This is a genomic window from Bacillus sp. FJAT-18017 (assembly GCF_001278805.1).
Classification (GTDB): Bacteria; Bacillota; Bacilli; order Bacillales; family Cytobacillaceae; genus Bacillus_D.
This window is the reverse complement of the sequence record NZ_CP012602.1, coordinates 3,992,007-4,011,448: the sequence shown is the minus strand read 5'-3', so window position 1 is coordinate 4,011,448 and position 19,442 is coordinate 3,992,007. Positions and strand designations below refer to the sequence as shown.

The 19,442-nt window shown below is 36.8% G+C and carries 20 protein-coding genes and 1 pseudogene; 14 read left to right on the top strand and 7 right to left on the bottom strand.

All coding sequences use genetic code 11. From position 1 onward, the window contains the following. Positions 1 to 691: 691 nt before the first annotated feature. The 6 genes from AM500_RS18565 (at position 692) to AM500_RS18540 (ending at position 5,330) form a co-directional block, all read left to right on the top strand. Positions 692 to 1,528: an ABC transporter permease subunit gene (locus AM500_RS18565; protein ID WP_197282618.1), complete on the top strand. Its 837-nt coding sequence runs from the start codon at positions 692 to 694 to the stop codon at positions 1,526 to 1,528. After that, positions 1,525 to 2,436, top strand: a complete 912-nt coding sequence (locus AM500_RS18560) for an ABC transporter permease subunit (RefSeq protein ID WP_082347288.1) — start codon at positions 1,525 to 1,527, stop codon at positions 2,434 to 2,436. The genes AM500_RS18565 and AM500_RS18560 overlap by 4 nt, the downstream gene beginning before the upstream one ends. A 205-nt stretch (positions 2,437 to 2,641) precedes the next feature. Next, a complete protein-coding gene (locus AM500_RS18555; protein WP_053600548.1) occupies positions 2,642 to 3,103 on the top strand; it encodes a VOC family protein in 462 nt (153 codons plus the stop codon). Positions 3,104 to 3,262: 159 nt separating this feature from the next. After that, positions 3,263 to 3,826, top strand: a complete 564-nt coding sequence (locus AM500_RS18550; RefSeq protein ID WP_197282617.1) for a GNAT family N-acetyltransferase — start codon at positions 3,263 to 3,265, stop codon at positions 3,824 to 3,826. Between the two features lie 126 nt (positions 3,827 to 3,952). Then, the gene (locus tag AM500_RS18545) at positions 3,953 to 4,282 is read left to right on the top strand and encodes a hypothetical protein (RefSeq protein WP_053600547.1); all 330 of its coding nucleotides are present in this window, start codon (positions 3,953 to 3,955) and stop codon (positions 4,280 to 4,282) included. A gap of 277 nt (positions 4,283 to 4,559) precedes the next feature. After that, positions 4,560 to 5,330: an SDR family NAD(P)-dependent oxidoreductase gene (locus AM500_RS18540; protein WP_053600546.1), complete on the top strand. Its 771-nt coding sequence runs from the start codon at positions 4,560 to 4,562 to the stop codon at positions 5,328 to 5,330. 348 nt (positions 5,331 to 5,678) lie between these two features. Here the strand turns inward: AM500_RS18540 and AM500_RS18535 are convergent, their stop codons facing one another. After that, a complete protein-coding gene (locus AM500_RS18535) occupies positions 5,679 to 6,401 on the bottom strand; it encodes an NADPH-dependent F420 reductase (RefSeq protein WP_053600545.1) in 723 nt (240 codons plus the stop codon). Between the two features lie 231 nt (positions 6,402 to 6,632). Between AM500_RS18535 and AM500_RS18530 the strand changes: the two genes are divergently transcribed. Then, entirely contained in the window at positions 6,633 to 6,992 is a 360-nt protein-coding gene (locus AM500_RS18530; RefSeq protein WP_053600544.1) for a winged helix-turn-helix transcriptional regulator, read from the top strand. A 328-nt stretch (positions 6,993 to 7,320) separates the two neighbouring features. On the opposite strand, the gene AM500_RS18525 is transcribed toward AM500_RS18530, so the two are convergent. The 6 genes from AM500_RS18525 to AM500_RS18500 form a co-directional block, all read right to left on the bottom strand. Further along, complete coding sequence (locus AM500_RS18525; RefSeq protein ID WP_053600543.1) at positions 7,321 to 8,235, bottom strand: selenium metabolism-associated LysR family transcriptional regulator; 915 nt, start codon at positions 8,233 to 8,235, stop codon at positions 7,321 to 7,323. A gap of 57 nt (positions 8,236 to 8,292) precedes the next feature. Next, positions 8,293 to 9,345, bottom strand: coding sequence for a YeiH family protein (locus tag AM500_RS18520; protein ID WP_053600542.1), 1,053 nt, complete (start codon positions 9,343 to 9,345; stop codon positions 8,293 to 8,295). Positions 9,346 to 9,572: 227 nt separating this feature from the next. Beyond that, the gene (locus AM500_RS18515) at positions 9,573 to 10,679 is read right to left on the bottom strand and encodes a D-TA family PLP-dependent enzyme (RefSeq protein ID WP_053600541.1); all 1,107 of its coding nucleotides are present in this window, start codon (positions 10,677 to 10,679) and stop codon (positions 9,573 to 9,575) included. A gap of 79 nt (positions 10,680 to 10,758) precedes the next feature. After that, entirely contained in the window at positions 10,759 to 11,886 is a 1,128-nt protein-coding gene (gene thrC / locus AM500_RS18510) for a threonine synthase (RefSeq protein WP_053600540.1), read from the bottom strand. 364 nt (positions 11,887 to 12,250) lie between these two features. After that, a complete protein-coding gene (locus AM500_RS18505) occupies positions 12,251 to 12,625 on the bottom strand; it encodes a RidA family protein (protein WP_053600539.1) in 375 nt (124 codons plus the stop codon). 73 nt (positions 12,626 to 12,698) lie between these two features. Then, positions 12,699 to 13,586, bottom strand: coding sequence for a LysR family transcriptional regulator (locus AM500_RS18500; protein ID WP_053600538.1), 888 nt, complete (start codon positions 13,584 to 13,586; stop codon positions 12,699 to 12,701). Positions 13,587 to 13,718: 132 nt separating this feature from the next. Between AM500_RS18500 and AM500_RS18495 the strand changes: the two genes are divergently transcribed. The 7 genes and pseudogenes from AM500_RS18495 to AM500_RS25930 all read left to right on the top strand — a co-directional run bounded on the left by AM500_RS18495 (position 13,719) and on the right by AM500_RS25930 (position 19,389). Continuing rightward, positions 13,719 to 14,744 (top strand): D-cysteate sulfo-lyase, encoded by a 1,026-nt coding sequence (locus tag AM500_RS18495; RefSeq protein WP_053600537.1) that lies wholly within the window; start codon positions 13,719 to 13,721, stop codon positions 14,742 to 14,744. 62 nt (positions 14,745 to 14,806) lie between these two features. Beyond that, positions 14,807 to 16,057 (top strand): dicarboxylate/amino acid:cation symporter, encoded by a 1,251-nt coding sequence (locus AM500_RS18490; protein WP_053600536.1) that lies wholly within the window; start codon positions 14,807 to 14,809, stop codon positions 16,055 to 16,057. A gap of 53 nt (positions 16,058 to 16,110) precedes the next feature. After that, complete coding sequence (locus AM500_RS18485; protein WP_053600535.1) at positions 16,111 to 16,866, top strand: cysteate racemase; 756 nt, start codon at positions 16,111 to 16,113, stop codon at positions 16,864 to 16,866. 552 nt (positions 16,867 to 17,418) lie between these two features. Then, positions 17,419 to 17,865, top strand: coding sequence for a hypothetical protein (locus tag AM500_RS18480; protein ID WP_053600534.1), 447 nt, complete (start codon positions 17,419 to 17,421; stop codon positions 17,863 to 17,865). A 239-nt stretch (positions 17,866 to 18,104) separates the two neighbouring features. After that, positions 18,105 to 18,584 carry a hypothetical protein gene (locus tag AM500_RS18475; protein ID WP_053600533.1) on the top strand — a complete coding sequence of 160 codons (480 nt, stop codon included), beginning with the start codon at positions 18,105 to 18,107 and terminating at the stop codon, positions 18,582 to 18,584. Between the two features lie 79 nt (positions 18,585 to 18,663). Next, positions 18,664 to 18,753: pseudogene (locus tag AM500_RS26160) on the top strand (helix-turn-helix transcriptional regulator); the annotation flags it as partial. Between the two features lie 435 nt (positions 18,754 to 19,188). After that, on the top strand, positions 19,189 to 19,389 hold the full coding sequence (locus tag AM500_RS25930; protein WP_053600532.1) for a hypothetical protein: 201 nt from the start codon (positions 19,189 to 19,191) through the stop codon (positions 19,387 to 19,389). The last annotated feature ends 53 nt before the right edge of the window (positions 19,390 to 19,442 follow it).

Sequence of the window (19,442 nt, the reverse complement as noted above, 5' to 3'; positions counted from 1 at the left end):
CGTCCCAAAAGTATTTTGGGATACCCTCTTTTTGAGTCTATCATTTCCACTCCACGAAGGATGAACTATGGCCGGCAGAGTAAGATTTATCGAGGAAAAGAATTTACTAGACGGAACTAGGCTCGGCAGAGTGTGGTTCGTCGAGAAAAAGGCATTTACTAGACGGAACTATGGCCGGCAGAGTGAGATTCGTCGCGAAAAAGGCATATACTAGGCCTCATATTCTAAAAGGTGAACGTCGCAGTCAATAAGTAATGTGAAGATAGTATAAAAACAGAAAGAAGATTCCTCTTGAAAAGAACATATAGTGAAAATATGTAGGGAAATGCAAAAATAAAGGCTGTGCCGACAGTCATTGATTACATCGACCTTTTGGGACTGCTTCTCTAATGCGTTCACTGATTTTGAAAAATTATACATAATATGTAAGTAGTTTACATATCGCATGAAAATGAGGGGACAGCGACTCCCGCAAGAAAGGAGGAAAGGATTCAGGAACCTGCTGGTCAAACCGTGCAAGTACCAAAATTATGAAAAGTGGAAACCTAAATTAAGTTTTTTCGTCTATAATGAAGGAGTCTGACTTCCAGAATATTTCCTATATTCTAGACTTCTATTGAAAGGAGACTTAATGATAAATTTCCCACTCAAACTTAATACATACATATTGTCAAGAGCCCTGAAGTTTTGCTTGCAAGCATTACTACTATTTATAACTGTGCTTCTTCTGGCTTGTCTTAAATTCTTATTCCTTAAGCAAAACGCTTTTGGCTTTTACCCGTCAGAGTTTTTCCAGGCTGTTGAAACGACCGTTAAAAATTTATATGGATTAAAAAATGGTTCAATAATACTTCCTTATACATTTGACCCTGTGCCAATCCTTACATATTTGCCAAATGCCTATCGCTACTCACTTACATTATTGTTCGGTGCCTTATTGCTTGGTGTAGGATTGGCTTTCATTTTTCTGTATCTCTACCTTTGGCTACCGCTCGGGGTAAGGAGGCGAGTAAGAAAGCTTGTTTCGATCCTTGAGACGCTGCCGGACCTTTTCATCATTATGAGCTTTCAATTCGCCGTTATTTATTTGTATAAAAAGACAGGCCTGAAGATATTGCAGCTTTATAGTTTGGACACAGAAGTATATATCATGCCGATCATTTGTTTAATGCTGGTGCCGTTTTTTATGCTGCTTCGAATCATGATTACCGTGTTTGAAGAGGAATACGAAAAACTCTATGTGGAATTTGCAAAGTCGAAAGGGCTCAGCCGACTGGAAGTATTTACGAAGCATGTCTTCAGAAATATTGTGTATTCGTTTACTCAATATCTGGGAGTCATTTACTGGATGATGATTACGAGTTTGATATTAGTAGAATACTTATCTTTGATTAATGGTTTTACGTTTATGCTCTATCGATTTGTGTCAGGGGAAATTTTTATACTTGGAGTCGGCTTAATTCTGCTTCCTTATGGCTTCATTCTGCTTGCGGTAAAGTTTCTTCTTCGTAATAGGAGTGAAGCATGATGAATAATTTTAGAAAAACATTGTTATTAATCACTGGTTTGCTATTCACATTGTTGGCTGTAAGCATTATCTATTCTTCTTTTTTAAAAACAGATAAAGAACCCCAGCGCTTTATCTATAATGACAAAGGTGAAATTATTGAGAGAGCGCCATTTCCACCATCGCTTTCGCATCCACTGGGGACAGATGAAGTAGGGAATGACCTTGCACTAAGAATGGTTGAAGGCGCCAAGTTTACACTCGTATTTATTACCAGTGTATCCTTACTGAGAATACTGATAAGCATGATGCTCGCCTATCTTCTGGTTTTTCCTTTTAGAAGGATAAGTGAATGGGTTGAAACCGTCTTTACTCCGTTCCGGTATATACCGGGCTTGATCTTGGTGCTGCTGCTATCGCCGGATTTACATCCCTTGTCCTACCAAAATAGCATGTGGCAGCTGGTCCTGTTTCAATTCATTCTGTTTGTTTTAATTGGAATACCGATTTTATCTACTCTTCTAGTAAAAGAATCACGGTACATATTGAGCAATGAATATATCATAGCTTCCCGGCAGCTGGGTGCAAGTAGTTGGCATATTTATACGAAGCAAATTCTTCCCGTATTAAAAAACAGGCTGATTGTGGTATTCCTGCAGCAGCTGTCGATCAATATGCTGCTGCTCATCCAACTTGGTGTTTTTCAATACTATATTGGCGGGAGAAAACCGGGAAACATTGCGGGAGATGGAGAGGTGGTTCCGAAATTTTTATCAAGATCCGGAGAATGGGCAGGCATGATTGGTTCCGGCATAGATGAATTCATTAGGAATCCCTGGATCTTTTTCGGTCCTCTGTTTGTCACCGTCAGTTTTTTAATCATCATCAAGATACTGGCAAATCGGGTTGAGGATGAACGAAACTTTTAAAGGACAGCGGTGGCTGGTTTAAAGACCAGTCGGAATCTTAATTAGTCCTGATACTAATTGTATTGGGGCTTTTTTAAAAATTTCTCAACCTATGGAAGTTGAAGATTTAGGTGTTAGTTTTGGATAATACAACTAGAATACCTAGCTCATAATTTAGCAGGTAACTGTTAATAGAAGTTATTTCTAATACAAGGGGGGTTTGTTTTTGATCAAAGGGTTATATGAAGCACATTTGCCTGTCAGTAATCTTGAAAACTCTATTGAGTTTTATAAAAAATTAGATTTGGAAATAGCGTACAGACAAGAAAACGTAGTGTTTTTCTGGATTGAAAAAGGAAGAAGCTGGTTAGGGTTATGGGAGACAGATAAAGTTAATACACCTTACCATCCATCATTAAGACATGTAGCCTTACAAATTGATAGAGAAGATATGAAAAATATAAAGGGATGGTTAGAAGAAAGAGGAATAGCTGTTTCGACTAGCTTTGGATTCCCGCCTGAAAAACAACCATTAGTATTACCTAATAATCCACAAGCTCATGCAGCTGTTTATTTTAAAGACCCTGATGGAAATAGTATTGAATTGATTGCTCCTTTAAGGATAGATTTTCAAGAAGAATTTAGAATGATGACTTTAGAAGAATGGGAACAAAATAATGAGATGTGAAGCAATGCACTTAAACTATCGTGTGCGTTGATCCAGGGTAGGATTAACGCCCTTTTTGTTGAATTCCTTATTGAACAAACGGGGCAGGTTAGTTGAACTCACCTATCAAACACAAAGGGTATGGGCACAAATAGATTTGATGGAATTAGGAGGATAATTATGATAGATATAAATATATTTCCTGTAATTGAAACCGATAGATTGATTTTAAGACAAGTAACCAAAGATGATGCAGAAAGCATTTTAGAATATTTGTCTGATAAAGATGTAATGAAGCACTACGGATTAGAACCTTTTAAATCAATTGATGACGCATTGGATGAAATTTCGTGGTATCAATCAATATTTGAAAAGAAAACGGGAATTAGGTGGGGAATTACCCTAAAAGGACAAGAAAGGGTTATTGGCAGTTGTGGTTTTCTAAACATATTTCCACAGCATTGCCGTTCTGAAGTTGGTTTTGAGTTAAGTAAAGAATATTGGGGAAAAGGCATTGCAAGTGAGGCGTTTGAAGCAGTAATTAAATATGGATTTGAAAAATTGAATCTACAACGGATACAAGCATTAATTGAACCCCCTAATATTTCATCACAAAAGTTGGTGGAAAGAAAAGGATTTATAAAAGAAGGACTTTTAAGAAATTATGAATTTACTTGCGGAAAGTTTGATGATTTACTTATGTATGCATTGTTAAAGCAAGACTTTAAAAAGTGCAATCATTAAAGAATGTTAATAAATACACTTAAACTAAAGGGTGCGTTGATCCAAGAAGGATTAACCGCCTTTTTTGTTGAATTCCTTATTGAACAAACGGGGCAGGTTAGTTGATGAAGAAAGGGGTAAATTGCGATGACTATTTTGGCGATGAAAAATATGCTTATCACTTTGTTTACAGGGGTTTTTTACTTTTTTGTTACGATATTATTAATACAAATAATATCTGAATTCTCCAGTTTAAGATTCTATTTACTTACCGATAACGGTCTTAGTATCACTGGTGGATTTGGTATCGCAATAGGCTCCTTTTTAATAGCCTTGATTTTGGAAAGAAAACTAACTAAACCACTAAAGTATAGCTTATATTCAATATTGATTTTAATCGGTGTTTTTATATTACTTTTAATTATGGCACTTATAACAATGACTGGTTCTGGTTGGTTTACAGGATGGTTCCAATGAAGACTATAAATATGAGGGGTATATACAAGTCTCATTAAGGTATTTTTCACTAACGGGTGCGATGATCCAGGAGGATTTTCGCCCTTTTTTGTCGAAATCCTTATTCAACAAACGGGGCAGTTTAATTGAAAAAGGAATATGTTTACTGACTCAAAAAAGCAAAGTATTGAAATCAGAATTTTTGTAGAATAATAAAGAGTGAATTATAATGTAATTATCTCGAATGAAAAATATTATTCAGAAGTAATTGAATAAGTAATAAACTGGAGGAATTCAAATGGGGAAATTAGATGGAAAAGTAGCAATCGTAACAGGGGCTGGTTCTGGTATGGCACGTGCCACAGCCAAACTATATGCTAAAGAAGGCGCAAAAGTTGTATTAGCAGAGTTCAATGAAACAACATTGAATGAAGCATTAGAAGAAATTAAAAGCGCAGGCGGCGACGCGGTTGCGATTCGGACAGATGTATCAAAAGAAGAAGACATAAAAGCGATGATTCAAAAAGCGTTAGCTACGTATGGCAAACTCGATATCTTAGCAAACGTTGCTGGTGTTTTCGATGCTATGAAATCCGTGGAAAATACAACAAACGAAATGTTTGAACGAGTGATGGGTATCAATGTAAAAGGACAATTTTACGCATGTCGTGAAGCAATTAAAATTTTCAATGCGCAAGAAACAGGCGGTGTGATAATAAACGTCTCGTCTCTTGCTGGTTACCGTGGTGCACGAGGTGGAGCTGCTTACACGATGTCTAAACATGCATCCATTGGTTTAACGAAAAATATTGCTGCTTATTACGGCTCTCACGGCGAAGGAAAAATCCGTGCAAATGCAATTGCACCAGGTGTAATTACCACAGGTATGACGCAAAATCTTCCTTCAGATTTGGATGAACTAGGGTTGGAAACATCTGCGCAACTTGGAAAACATCACACGGGTGAATCAGAAGATATTGCCAATGCGGCATTATTCTTAGCTTCAGACGATTCAAAGTTTATCAATGGTGATGTGTTAACAGTGGACGGTGGTTTTACAACTCGATAATAACAAAAAACTACTGATTTTAAATCAGTAGTTTTTTTGATATGATGGAGAATTTCGGCAAAAAATTCGGGGAGAAACCTGAATGAAATAATAAAATGATATTTTTTCATTAATAGAGCTGATATTGTGAAGTTTTGTACTTAAATTAACGGGTGCTTTAGTGAAAAAGGAACCAAAAAAGCGATTTCACCCCTAGCATAGGGAAAATCGCTTTTTCACACCCAAAGAATGTCATAGCGTATAATATCCACGTTTTGACGACAGGACGCCTTTTAGTTCCAAATTTCCTATGTCCTCTATTCAATTTAAAATTAAATACCATAGCATAATCGATATGGGTTTCCTAAATTAGGAATTATATGTTTCTCTGTTTAGATTCACAATGTCTTTATGTGAAAATTCAGCTGAAAACTTCTCCATTGCCTTATCCCGTAGGAATGGGGCATTTTCTTTATTTGCCTTTTTCAATGCTTCCGTAAGTTCTTCTTTTGTTAGTTCTGTGCAGTATGCAGGAGTTCCTGGCTGCTGTCTCCACGAATCACTTAAAGAACCACTATCTACTGCGTCGAAACCTAGCTCGTTTACTACGTCCATGATTATTTGTTTTTGTGATAGGTCATTACCAGCAATCGCCATGGCAATGCGTCCACTAGTACCTTCGTGGGCTCCTTTGTTTTCTAAAGTATAAGCTAATTGATTGTTGAAGGCTTTAATGATAGGTTTACCTAATTGATTTGAAACCCAAACACTTTCAACCATCCCGTTCTCAATTTCTTCAATTTTATTGTCTCTAAAAGGATAATAATTTGAAGTATCTACAATGATTACTTCCTCTTTAGCTTTATCTACAATGTTGCGAATGCTTGGCATTACATGAAGAGGGATAGATATTATAAGAACATCAATATTTGTTATTACATCTTCCACACTCACAGGTGTTCCAGCAATTTCCTTTCCTTCTAAACGTCCAATTTCTCGAGCGTCTGCAATTTTAACTTCATGTCCATTCTTGACCAACTTTTTAGAAATAGTTGTCCCTATTGGTCCTGCACCTATAATTCCAAATCTCATTATTGTTCCTCCTAAATCTCATTTTGTTCAATTATGATTCGATATCAGCTATGGAATTATCCAATTGCCTCAACGTGAAATTGTCTACATTCCTTTTTGGCAAGCATTAAGGTAATTGAGTGTTTTGGTTATAAATACTATAATAAACACATTACTCTTACTTTTGAAGTAGGCAATAAAAAATGACATAGTACACTTTTTTGTACTTTACAGAAGAAAAGAGATGTTAGTATGGCTAGATTATGCAAGGATGGATTTGAAAAAAAGTTTATGAAGGAGCAAAGTGACGTTTATGGTATTGCGTATACCCAAAATATGCTTTCCGGACGCTGGAAGTCTCTTATTCTTTGGTTTTTAAAAACGAAAGAACGTCGTTATAGCGAAATTAAAGCTTTTTTATGGGACATTTCACAAGGTTCGCTTACAAAACAGTTGAGAGAATTAGAATCAGATGGATTAATTAAACGAGAGGTTTTTCCTGAGGTACCTCCACGTGTTGAATATTCATTAACAACTAAAGGGAGTGAATTTATCCCAATTCTTGATATGATGGAGAATTTCGGCAAAAAATTCGGGGAGAAACCTGAGTGAAATAATAAAATGATATTTTTTATTAATTGGGCCGATATTGTGAAGTATTGTACTTAAATTAACGGGTGCTTTAGTTAAAGAAGAACTCAATTTTTTATTCCCCGTATTATTTCTGGTAGCAAAATTGCCGGTTAAATGTACTGAAATTTTCGGGCTTGCAGAAGCTTCTGTTAGTCTGCAAATTTATATACAAATTTTATAACAAAAAAATTAGAATTTATTAGTATAAATGCCTGTATATCAGTATAAATAGACCATCATTTACAAATACAATTTGATGGTCTATTCGCCTTACCTAATTTAATTTTGTGACAGATAACATAACCCGTTACCGGAGTCCGCCTGCTAATAAAGAATTGTATTTCTCCTCAATGAGTTCAATCAACTTTTTGCTCGGCAGTTGCAACAGTTCTTGATCATATACCATATAGAAACTCCGGAGCATGCGAATGTCCTTTATTTCGATTTGTTTTAATGTGTTTAATTCCAGCTCTTTTTTTACAGCTGATTTGGATAAGATTGAGATTCCCAAGCCTGCTTCTACGGCAGATTTGATGGCTTCGGTGTGATTTAGCTCGATAACAACCTTAAGTTTTGATGGATCAATATGATTTTTTCGCAGAGTATCCTCCATAACTTGTCTAGTTCCTGAGCCTTTTTCCCTAATAATAAAAGGAAAGGTAAGCAGCTGGTCAATAGTGATTGTTTCTGTATCAACCAAGTAGTAGTCAGGGGAGGCAACAACAATCAGCTCATCTTTAGCAAATGGCTTTTGTTTTACAACCGGATAAGAGAGCATAGATTCGATGAATCCTAAATTAATTTCCTGATTATTTAACTTATCCACTATTTGGTCTGAATTGAAAATATTAAATTGGATGTTTACCAACGGGTACAGTTTATTAAAATGCGCTAAAATAAAGGGAAGGATGTGCTCTCCAATCGTTAAACTGGCGCCAACCTTTAAGTCTCCGTGGACAACTCCTTTTAGCTCTTCCAATGCATTGGTCGTTTCGTTCATTAGTGTAAGTATTTTTTTAACTTGAATATATAGAATCTCCCCGGCAGGAGTCAGGGAGACTTTTTTTGTGGTTCGTTCAAATAATTTGCAGTCCCATTTTTCCTCAAGATACTTAATTTGCAGACTGACAGAAGATTGAGAGAGGTGGAGGTCCTTTGCTGTTTGAGAGAAACTTTTATTATTCGCTGCTACATAAAATACCTTTAAATAATCAAGATTCATTGCCTTCCTCCTAGTACCTGTCTTCTGCCATTGTACCAAAAGGGGGGATGAATTTCCTTAGGAAAAGAGGTGATAGATGAATAAGAGAATAGGAGTTAACGCGAGCAGGCCAAGAAACCCAATTCCTGCAACTGCAATTGGTTTTATGCCTACTTTTACAAAATCAGCCCATTTAATATTCATCCCAAGCCCAACCATTCCCATTGCCAGAAAGTACGTACTGAGAACGAGCAGATAACTGATGATTTTCTCGGGAAGCAATTGGAATGTGTTGATGATGCTCATGAGAAGAAAGCCAAAGATGAACCATGGAACAGGTAAGGACTTATCATTTTTTTGATCTTTTTGAGACCCTTTATTCATAAAAAAGCTGATGATTAAAGCAACGGGAATGAGCAATAGGACTCTTCCAAGCTTTACAAGTATCGCCATATCACTGGCTGCTTCTCCGCCAGGAACCGATGCCGCGACGACATGAGCCAGTTCATGAAGAGTTGCGCCAACTATTAACCCAAACTCACTTTCGTTTAATGGTAAATAAGGAAAAAGGAAGATATAAAAAAGGGCTCCTATCGTTCCAAAAACGGCTATGCATGAGACCGCAATCGCTGTATGTTCCTTCTTATTGTTAATGATGGGAGCAACAGCAACAATGGCAGCCGCACCACAAATGGCTGTGCCAGCAGCGAGCAGAATCGTTAATTTTTTATTAATGCGAAAAACTTTTCCTAGATATAGGATAAAAATCATCGTGAAAAGGATAACGAGTGCATCAATGATGAAAATGGAGGGCCCAGCATTACGTATATCAGCAAAACTTAATCTGAAACCTAGAAGGATAATCCCCGCACGCAGGAGGAATTTACTGCTGAAATTTGTACCTAAACTTACATTTACTGTAGTGGGCATAGAAACCGAATTTCTCCATATTGCCCCAAGTAAAATCGAAATGATCATAATCCCCATAATCGAAAAAAATGGCAGCCTGGCAATCTGTCCAGCTACCAATGCAAAGATCAATGTTAAAAGAATTCCAAATCCATATCCTTTATAGTCCCGCCTTTTTTTCGGTTCAATCCACTCTACTTCCTGAATTCTTTCAGCGCCCATCAGCTTCACTCCACTCAACTCATTTGACTCTACGTTAACACAAATTCTTATCAACATTATTTCGAATGTATAAAGTGATTTATTAGATATTTTCATAACTGATTAAGTTTATAGGTAGCAGGGGACAAGGGGACTATCGGAGGTTTTACAAGTAAAAAGACACAACTAGCGGTTAAATCGCGCTGGTTGTGTCTTTTATTTCCTTATAACTTATGAAAATGAGTGAGTCATTGCAATTTCCCTCTGCATTCTATTAATACTTCTTCCACAATTTCACCTTCCGAGATTAAAAAGGCTTTCTCATGTAAATTACTAACAGGGCAAATATGATTAGGGATGATTTGCACTTTATCTCCTATATTCACTTGATTGCTGAATTCTTCATTGTAAATGATCGCATGTTCGTCGAAAACACCAAATATATAGACATCGTCAAATTCTTTAATGCGACCAAGTCCTTTTGTTTTTGTGAGACCTTTAGTTCTAGTTTGAGCTGTAATTCCTTTCGCCCCTACGTCTGTAATAACTCGCTCCTTAGTAGGTTTACTAATGATGGTCGTAAGAACTGATGCTGCACATCGATCGTATGTACCGATAACATTTGCCTGGGAGCAATCCATAAAAATATATGTCCCAGGTCTGATTTCTGTTACGCCATCTGGAATTTCAAATTTTAACATGAAAGGGGGGGTAGAACCGATACTTACGACCTTTGGTTTGAGATCCATTTCTTCTGCTATTTCAGCAAAATGCAATGTTCTTTTTACACTTTCAACATATAGCTCTCTGCATTCATCTATACTTTCTGCCTTATAAGTATGTCCATCATGGGAAAAAACACCTTTAAATTCAACGTTTTTACATGACTTTACTGCTTTCAATAAAGAGCGGAAATCATTTTCTTCAATAATTCCAGAGCGTTCCTCTCCAACCTCAATTTCTACTAGCACCTGAGCTTTTTTCTTTGCTCCTTCGAAAACTTCTTCAATTTCAGTTACTTGATAGATACTATCAATGCCAAAAGAGATATCAATGCGCTCAGATAGTTTTCTAATTCGTTCAATTTTCGATTTACCGACAATCTCATTGGCAATAAAAATGTCTTTTAAACCATTTTCAGCCATCACCTCGGCTTCTCCTACTTTTGCTACGGTAATACCGACGGCACCTAATTCCTCTTGCAATTTGGCTAGCTTCGGCATTTTATGAGTTTTGGTATGTGGCCGTAAATTCACTTTGTATTTGTCAGCATAATGTTGCATTGAATAAAGATTATCCATCATTATGTTTCTATCAATCAAAAGTGCCGGTGTTTCCAACTCGGAATAGTTCATTTGTTCCTCTCCTTTATAGTGTTAGCTTTATTGGATTATAGTAGCAAAGCTAGAGACTCGTATTTAACCGAATGTTCCGTTAATTCGACTTAATTCCCGCCCCACATAAAGGAATAATAATCCTTTCAGAAGGGGAGTGTTTGTATTTTAAGTATCCAGCGTAGTTCGCAGCGGTTGTCGGTTCTACATAAAAACCTTTCCCAGCTAGCGTGATACGCGCTTGTATAATTTCTTCTTCGGTAGTTGTTATAATTTCTCCATCCGTATCACGGATTTTTTCTAAAATTTGCACAGCTCGTGCTGGTGCCGCTATAGCGATTCCTTCCGCGATTGTGCCTTTATTTTCGACAGGTTCAAACGGACCATGGCTCATAAAGCCTTTCGCTAAAGGGGCACAATTTTCAGCTTGAATCGCAATTAACTTCGGCATTTTCTTTATAAGTCCACTCTCTAGTAATTCCATAAATCCATAATAGGCGCCTAACAATAATGTACCGTTTCCAACAGGAATAATAAGGGCATCTGGTGCACATTTCAGCTGTTCCCAAATTTCATAAGCATATGTTTTTGTTCCCTCATAAAAAAACGGGTTATAAACATGACTTGCATAAAATATATTCTCTTCATTTACAGCTGTTTGCGCAGCTCTAGCTACATCTTCCCGTGTGCCTTTAATTGCCCGAACGTTAGCACCATGAGCTTTAACCTGTGCGATTTTTTTCGGTGACGTTCCTTCTCTGAGGAAAACATCACAAGCTATACCAGCACGTGCAGCATATGCCGCAATCGATGTTCCTGCGTTCCCGCTACTATCTGCAATGACTTTCGTAACACCTATTTCTTTTGCTTTGGCAATTAATACTGCTGCACCGCGATCTTTAAAAGATAATGTAGGCATCATATAATCTACTTTGACAAAGGTATTCGGCTCCGAATGGTCTAATTTTATTAACGGAGTGTATCCTTCCCCCAATGTAATTGCTTGCCAACTGGTTGAATTTCGTTTAAATGGCAAAGCATCTATGTACCGCCACATTGTTGGAGGTCCTTCTTGCAGCCTCGAAATATCAAAGGTTGTCTCATCTTTTACTAAATCCAACAAACCTCCACATGTGCACTTCCAAATCTTTTCTGTCACATCATATGTAGTTGCACATGAATAACATACATATTGTTCCTTTATTATTCTCACTCCTTTTCTTGGCATTAGTATATTTTTAAATATTGAGATTATTATTTTAATAAAACTAAAGAATTTCTGAAGTCAAGACTCTATAAATTAGAACGGAAGGCACGAAGACTCGTTCGAAAATGCAAAAAACGCATTTTCTCCTGCGGTGCTTTTTCAGAGACGATTATTCAACGTCCTGGGGGAAAAGCGGTACAGGGGAGACCCCGCAGGTGCCCTAGGCGCCGAGGAGGCTCCACGGCCGCCCACGGAAAGCGAAGTGCCTCGTGACAGGCAAAGAACGCATGTCCCTGCGATGAATATTCTAAGAAGCTTCCCTTTGTGGAGTGGAAATTGCAGAAAAACTTAAGTTTACTCTATATAGATTCTTCACAATATAATTTTAAATAAATGCAATGGCTTCAATTTCTATTTTAAAACCAAAATGCAGCTCATTCGTTGGTACAACTGATCGTGCTGGTTTATGGTTTTCGAAGAATTCTTTATAGACACGGTCAACACGATCCCATAATTGTATATCTGGAATATAAAGTGTCATTCGCAAAATTTGATTCTTTTGGCTGCCTGCTTCATTTAAAATATATTCAATATTTTTCAGTGCTTGTAGCGTTTCCTCTTCAATTGTGCCAAACTTCTTTTGTTGTGTTTCGGGGTCAATGGCAAATTGGCCGGATACATAAACTATATCGTTATGAATTGTTGCTAATGCATAATGACCGTTAGACTTCAAATTCCCTACCTGAAAAATGCTCCTCATTCAGAACACCCCTAAATTTATTGATTTAATTTTCTATTCCATAAGCAGCCCTCTCTGGTAAATTGAAAAATGCTTAAACCTCTGCATGTGTTTTTTCTAGGAATGTAATAAATAATTCAGCAGCTTTAGTTTGAATTTGTGTATCCCTAGTCGCGTAAAAGAACAGTTGAGTTGAATCAAATCCTTTAATGTTTAAAGCGCAAAGCGTTCCTAGTGCTAATTCCTTTCTAATCGCACCTTTAGAAATATAGGAAATCCCCAAACCAACTTCGACGGACTCCTTAATAATTTGGGGGCTTCCAAATTCCATTATTTCTTTAGGATGAATACCTGTCTGCTGAAACATATGATCCGTTAATTCCCTTGTACCAGAGCCAGATTCGCGAATTACCCATGTTTCAGATTCCAGTTCTTCGGTAGTGACTACTTTCTCACATCCCAAAGGATGATTAATTGGGACAATCACTACCATTTCGTCAAGGGCAAAAGGTTTGATTAGTAAGTTAGGATGTTGAATGCGGCCATTAATGATCCCGATGTCTAATTCGCGCCGAAGTAGTTGTTCAATAATACGGTGTGTGTTTTTAATCGTTATTTTTGGTTTGATATTTGGATAATTGGTTTTAAACTCACTCATCATTTTTGGAAGTGAGTATTCACCGAACGTGTAACTTGCCCCAATCCATAAGGCACCACTTGCTGTCGTATGTATATCTTCAATGAATTTGTCCACAAGTGCATATTGCTCCATAATTTCTTTGCCGTGATAATATAAAATTTTTCCCGCTTTCGTTAACCCAATATATTTGTTGCTTCGCTCCAATAGCTCCATTCCATACTCTTTTTCTAAGGATTTTATCGCCTGGCTAACAGCTGATTGCGTGATGTATAGTTTATCGGCAGTTTTAGAAAAACTATGTTGTTCAGCAACGGTTAAAAAGATGTTCAGCCGATGGTCCACCGTCAACTCACCCCCTTACCATTAGAGAAACTTATAATCGCTATTAAAAATAATCGATTTACTAACTAAGTTTAGCATATTATTATGAATATTAGTAATATTCTTACAAATGTTAAAAGGGGGTTTTCTAAATTGGATTTAACTCGCTTTCCACGAAGACGGTATACCGAATACGTTACTCCGATTGAAAAGTTGTCTAATCTTTCAAATGCCTTGAATGGTCCAACTATTTATGTAAAAAGAGATGATTTACTTGGATTAGCCGCTGGGGGTAATAAAACAAGGAAATTGGAGTTCCTTGTTGCCGATGCCATTAAGCAGGGAGCGGACACGTTAATTACATGTGGCGCTGTACAATCAAATCATTGCAGACTTACTCTTGGTGCGGCTGTTAAAGAGAAGCTCAAGTGTCACCTTGTTCTCGAAGAACGAGTCCCTAATAGCTATTCACCAGAAGCGAATGGCAATAATTTTTTATTTAAATTGTTAGGGGCTGATGGGATTAGCGTAGTTCCGGGTGGAACCAATATGATGCAAGCGATGGAGGAGGTTAAAAGTAAGTTAGCTGAGGAAGGAAGAAAAGCCTATATAATCCCGGGAGGTGGATCAAATGAGGTTGGTGCAACAGGCTATGTCGCTTGTGCACAGGAGTTATTATCACAGACATTAGATATGGGGCTTAATTTAGATTATATTGTTACCGCCAGCGGCAGTGCAGGAACACACGCCGGCCTTGTGACAGGGTTTTACGGCACAAATACGCCTACGCCAATTTTGGGTATTAATGTAAGCCGGAAAAAGGACGAGCAGGAAGAACTTGTTTATCGCTTAGTCCAAAAAACTGCTAAGTATGTTGGCATTAAGAGTGATGTCCCTAAAGAACTCGTTAATTGTTTTGATCAATATGTTGGCCAGGGCTATTCGCTTCCAACACCTGGGATGATCGAAGCAGTAAGGTTATTTGCTGAGCATGAAGGCATTTTGCTTGATCCCGTCTATACAGGTAAAGTGGCCAGTGGATTGATCGATCTGATTCGAAAGGGATTTTTTAAAAAGGAAGATCGGGTTCTTTTTATTCATACTGGCGGTTCACCAGCGTTATTTGCATATGATTCTATTTTTTTCGCTAAGTCATCAGAAGCAATTTTATCTATTTAATAGAACTTTTTTTATACATGAATAGAACGGTGATTGAAAAAAATTTATAGGAGGCTCACTTAATGGCAGAAAAGAAAAAATCATTATTTAAACGGTTACCTCTATGGGCTCTGATTATTATTGGATTAATCTTAGGTACGATTATTGGGTTATTATGGCCTAATGTTGGGGAAAACCTCCAGCCGATTGGTACTCTTTTTATCAAAGCCATTAAAATGATTGTTATACCTCTTGTGTTTTCAGCTGTTACTTTAGGAATCTACAAGATGGGTTCTAATCGGAAAGAGTTAGGGCGTCTTGGGGGACTTGCTTTTGTCTGGTTTTATATAGCTACTGGGTTTTGTATTATTTTAGGTATCACACTAAACGCCATTTTTCATCCGGCAGCGGGAGTGACCTTACAGGCAACAGGCGCGATTCCAGAAAATCTTGCAACATCAATTGATTGGGTTAAATTTATAACGGATCTTATTCCCGACAATGTTGTGAATGCAATGGCCGAGCAAAAAATTATTCCAACGCTCTTTTTTGCCATCTGTTTCGGTCTAGCATTATCTTCTATTGGTGATAAAGCCAAGGCAGTCATTAACTTTCTAGAAGGTATTCTTGAGGCTATGTTCAAACTGACTCAAGGAGTTGTAGCAACGGCTCCAATAGCTGTAGCAGCTATCATGGCATGGGTGTTTGCGACTCAAGGCGGCAGTGTTATTTTTGGATTGGCAAAATTGATTGGTGTCATGTATATTGGCTTGCTCGTTATTATGGTATTATTCTGGATTATCCTCGCCTCACTTAAGATCAATCCTTTCTCGTATACTAAAAAGGTTATGGAACCATTGCTTTTAGGCTTTACTACAACCTCCTCTGAAGTAACTTTACCTGTACACATGAAAATTCTCGAGAAGGCGGGGATACCAAACAAAGTTGTTTCTTTCGTCCTCCCACTAGGTTACAGTTTCAACCTTGATGGGGCTGCTCTTTATCAGTCTCTCGCCGTTTGTTTTATAGCGGAAGCATATGGTATGCATTTGAGTCTGCCTACTATTTTAACGATTCTTGTAACAACCTTAATTGCCAACAAAGGAACAGCAAATGTACCGGCAGCTTCATTGGTAGTTTTGTCAGTTATTCTAACATCACTTAATCTTCCATTAGAAGCCATTGCTTTAATAACAGGAGTTGACCGATTTATGGATATGGGCCGGACGGCTGTCAATGTTTTCGGGAATACGATTGCTGCTGTATTACTCTATAAAGTGGGTGGCAAGAACCTTGTCGATACAGTGGATGAACCAACTGCTGTTAGTGTGTAGGGAGGTTTGGTTACAGTACGTGCCCTTACGATTTAAATAAGGAGAGCGTTTAAATGAGTAAAAAAATTGGCATTCTAGGTGGCATGGGTCCAATGGCAACAGCCGATCTATTTGCTGAAATTGTGAGAAATACCCCTGCTAAAACTGACCAAGAACATATTCATATTATTGTAGATAATTATCCGCAAATACCACCTAGGGTTCCAGCTATCTTGCAAGGCACTGAAAGCCCATTACCAATGTTAGTTGAATCCGCGCAGCGATTGGAAGCGGCAGGAGCTGATTTTATTATTATTGCTTGTAACACAGCTCATTTTTGGTTAGACAAAATCCAAAAGACTGTAAAAGTCCCAATCCACAGTATGATCAAATATACAGCAACATACATCCAAAGACATTATTCCTATTTTTCTGGTAAAATGCTACTTCTGGCCTCCAGCGCTACGATACAAACAAATTTATATCAAAAGGATTTTTATTCCTTAGGCCTTAATTTGTGTTTGCCAAGAGAGCAAGATCAAGAAATAATTGAACTAGCAATTAAAAAAGTAAAGGAAGGCTACGCTGAAACCAATGATTTTATTCAGCAACTCAGTACAATTTTAAATCGATATGAAATGGAGGAAGGGATAGTAGCTTGTATTGGAGGCTGTACAGAAATCCCACTTTTATTTCCTTATTTAAAGACTGATATTGCCAAAATAAACCCCACACAATTACTCGCTATAATGGCTGTGGAACAGGCAAAAGGGATTATATTAACAAATAAGTATCCCAGTCCGAAAAGCATTAGTGGTAACGTATCATAAAGTGCACTTAATCTATTAAAAGTTTAAGAGATACTGGGGTATGCGTTCATGCAAACATCGGAACGTTTTAAGGCGGCCTATATTCTAGTAACGGGTTCCGTTCCCTATCGCAAACATACGAAAATGTATAGGAAAACGAGTGGCAAATTGTATGCTAATTTGTCACTCGTTTTTTATTGATATAAAGCGATTTAAGCGGAAAATACAATGAAATTTGTATGCGGAAATACACCCCATTTTGTAACGGTACACTAGTTGTTGTACCCCTGCAAAATAACATACAATTTGATATACAAATTGCCATTCAAAAATATAAGTAAACTGGGAACTGGGGCAAATAAGATGGGTATTTATGTTAATATCTAATAAAGACTGTGAACAGTTCTACTTAAGCTAACGGGGTAGTTTAGTTTAATAAGTAGGGAAGTAATGCTTAACTACTTATATAAAGGATGAGCTAAGTAATTACCGAAATATTAACTGTACCATGCTATAATTGGACTTAGAAACAAGTCGATAAATTAGAATTTATGTAATTGGAGGAGCGGAGATATGTCAGTTATCAGCAGTGATGATGTTAAGGAATATATAGCGTCAGGTGGAAAAATTGTTGCAGGTTTAGCTTTAAGGTTATACGGAGATAGTATAAATCAAGCAGGAGAGGCAGCTTTTTCAGATGCAATTGAAATAGGAATCACAAATACTATTGCAGCACTGTATGATACTGATGTTGATGATGATGAAATTATTCGTGTTTTAAATAAGTATTGGGGTATCAATCGAGATGAGGCTGAAAAACGCCTTGTATATGAAAAAAGTCAAGCTGCAATCAGAGAGTTAAAGCGGTATTTGAAGATGCAGGGCTTTTCTGACATAAAGATTAACCAATTTATGAAATCAAATAACGCATCAATAAAGATAAGACACAATAATGAGCTATGGAAATTAAGACGTAAACCTGAAAAATTGATGAAAGAAGTTCAAGATTCGAAATATTAATCTATAATTCCCCTATCTAAAAAAATGTGATTAACATCAATGTGTAAGATTGTGAAATGTAGTACTTAAAGTAACGGGTGCTTTAGTTGAACAAGAATAAATAAGAAAAGTCGATTCTTTAACTAGGAAATCGACTTTTATTAATGGGTTGAAAATTCCTTAGCGTTGTAAACCCGCACTATCCTGACTTTACCCATTAAGAGAGTATAATGGTATGTATTAAAAATAAGGAGTTAAAAATGAATCTATTTGAATTATTTAAAATGTGGGTAAATCATCCAAAAAGAGGAAGTGGGAGAAGCAATTTAGATAAAACAGATGAATGTTGGAAACAGGTGTTACAAAATATTCGTAAGTGGGAGAACAGTGAAGATGAAGATGACAATGAGTTTGCAAAATATCTACTGTATACAGGGAAAATAAGAAGAATTCATTTAGACCATGATGAAGTAAATTTAAATAATCATTATGTTTCATGGACATCAGCTGAAAATTTAGAAGATTTATATTGGTTCGATTCATCGTGTTCTCATACAATAATTACAGCAGAAGCAACAAAAGATAATCCAGGAATTAGTGTTAAAGGATTTATAGAAGCTATGAAACTTGATATTGCTAATTTCGAATTAAACTCACCGGCAATCAGAGCAGAACAAGAAGTGATTTTTCCATTACAAGAAAAATCAATATTAAGCATTGAAAAAATAAAAATAAAATAGAGATGAAAAATGACATTAAATCCATAGGAACAGAAGGTTTTTTGACGTTAAATAATAGTTGAAGTAACCACTTTTCTATGGAAAATATAACCTTTCATTCAAACTTACTTATGATATTGCGGAGGTTTTAAAAGTAAATATTGAAGTTCTATTTTGGTTTGAAGAATAGGTTAGGTATAAGTAAACAATTTAAAATATAAATGGTTTTTGAATTTATTCCACTAACGGGTGATAGTTAAACAACGTTAAAATTAATTCAAGAATAGCCTGGTCCCGTACGGAGCAAGGCTATTTTTTTTCCCTAAAACAAAAAGCACCGCAAAAACGGTGCAAATTTAACTACATTTTACTTTACATAATTAGCTGTAAATTCACGTTTTGCGATAGGTAACGGAACCCGTTAATATTCTAGGCTGCCTTTTTTGTATTTGAATTCATCAAGAGAAGACTTTCTTTATTGAACCTCTCTAGAACTGGTTTAAATGTAGATTGGTGATGGCTATTTTTTATAAAGATTGGGCCAGTGATTCTGAAACGGCTGTTAAGGAAGACACCAGTCCTGTAAGGATTACCAGAGCTATGGCCAACCACCATTAGAAGGTGTATGGAAAAAAAACTTATTTTTGCTGGTGCAGAGACAGAACCACAAAATAGCGGACATCTTGAAGGTGCACTTCAGTCAGCTGAACATGCTGTTATTAAAATCAATAATCTAAATATGAGCTATGAGGGAAGAAAAAAGAAAAGATACATTAATTTCGCTTACTTAATGTATCCGTTTTATAAGAGGAGCCAGAATTTATGAAAAAGAAAACTCGCCAACTTAGTGTGTTGGCGTTTTTTTTTGTTTCCAAAATT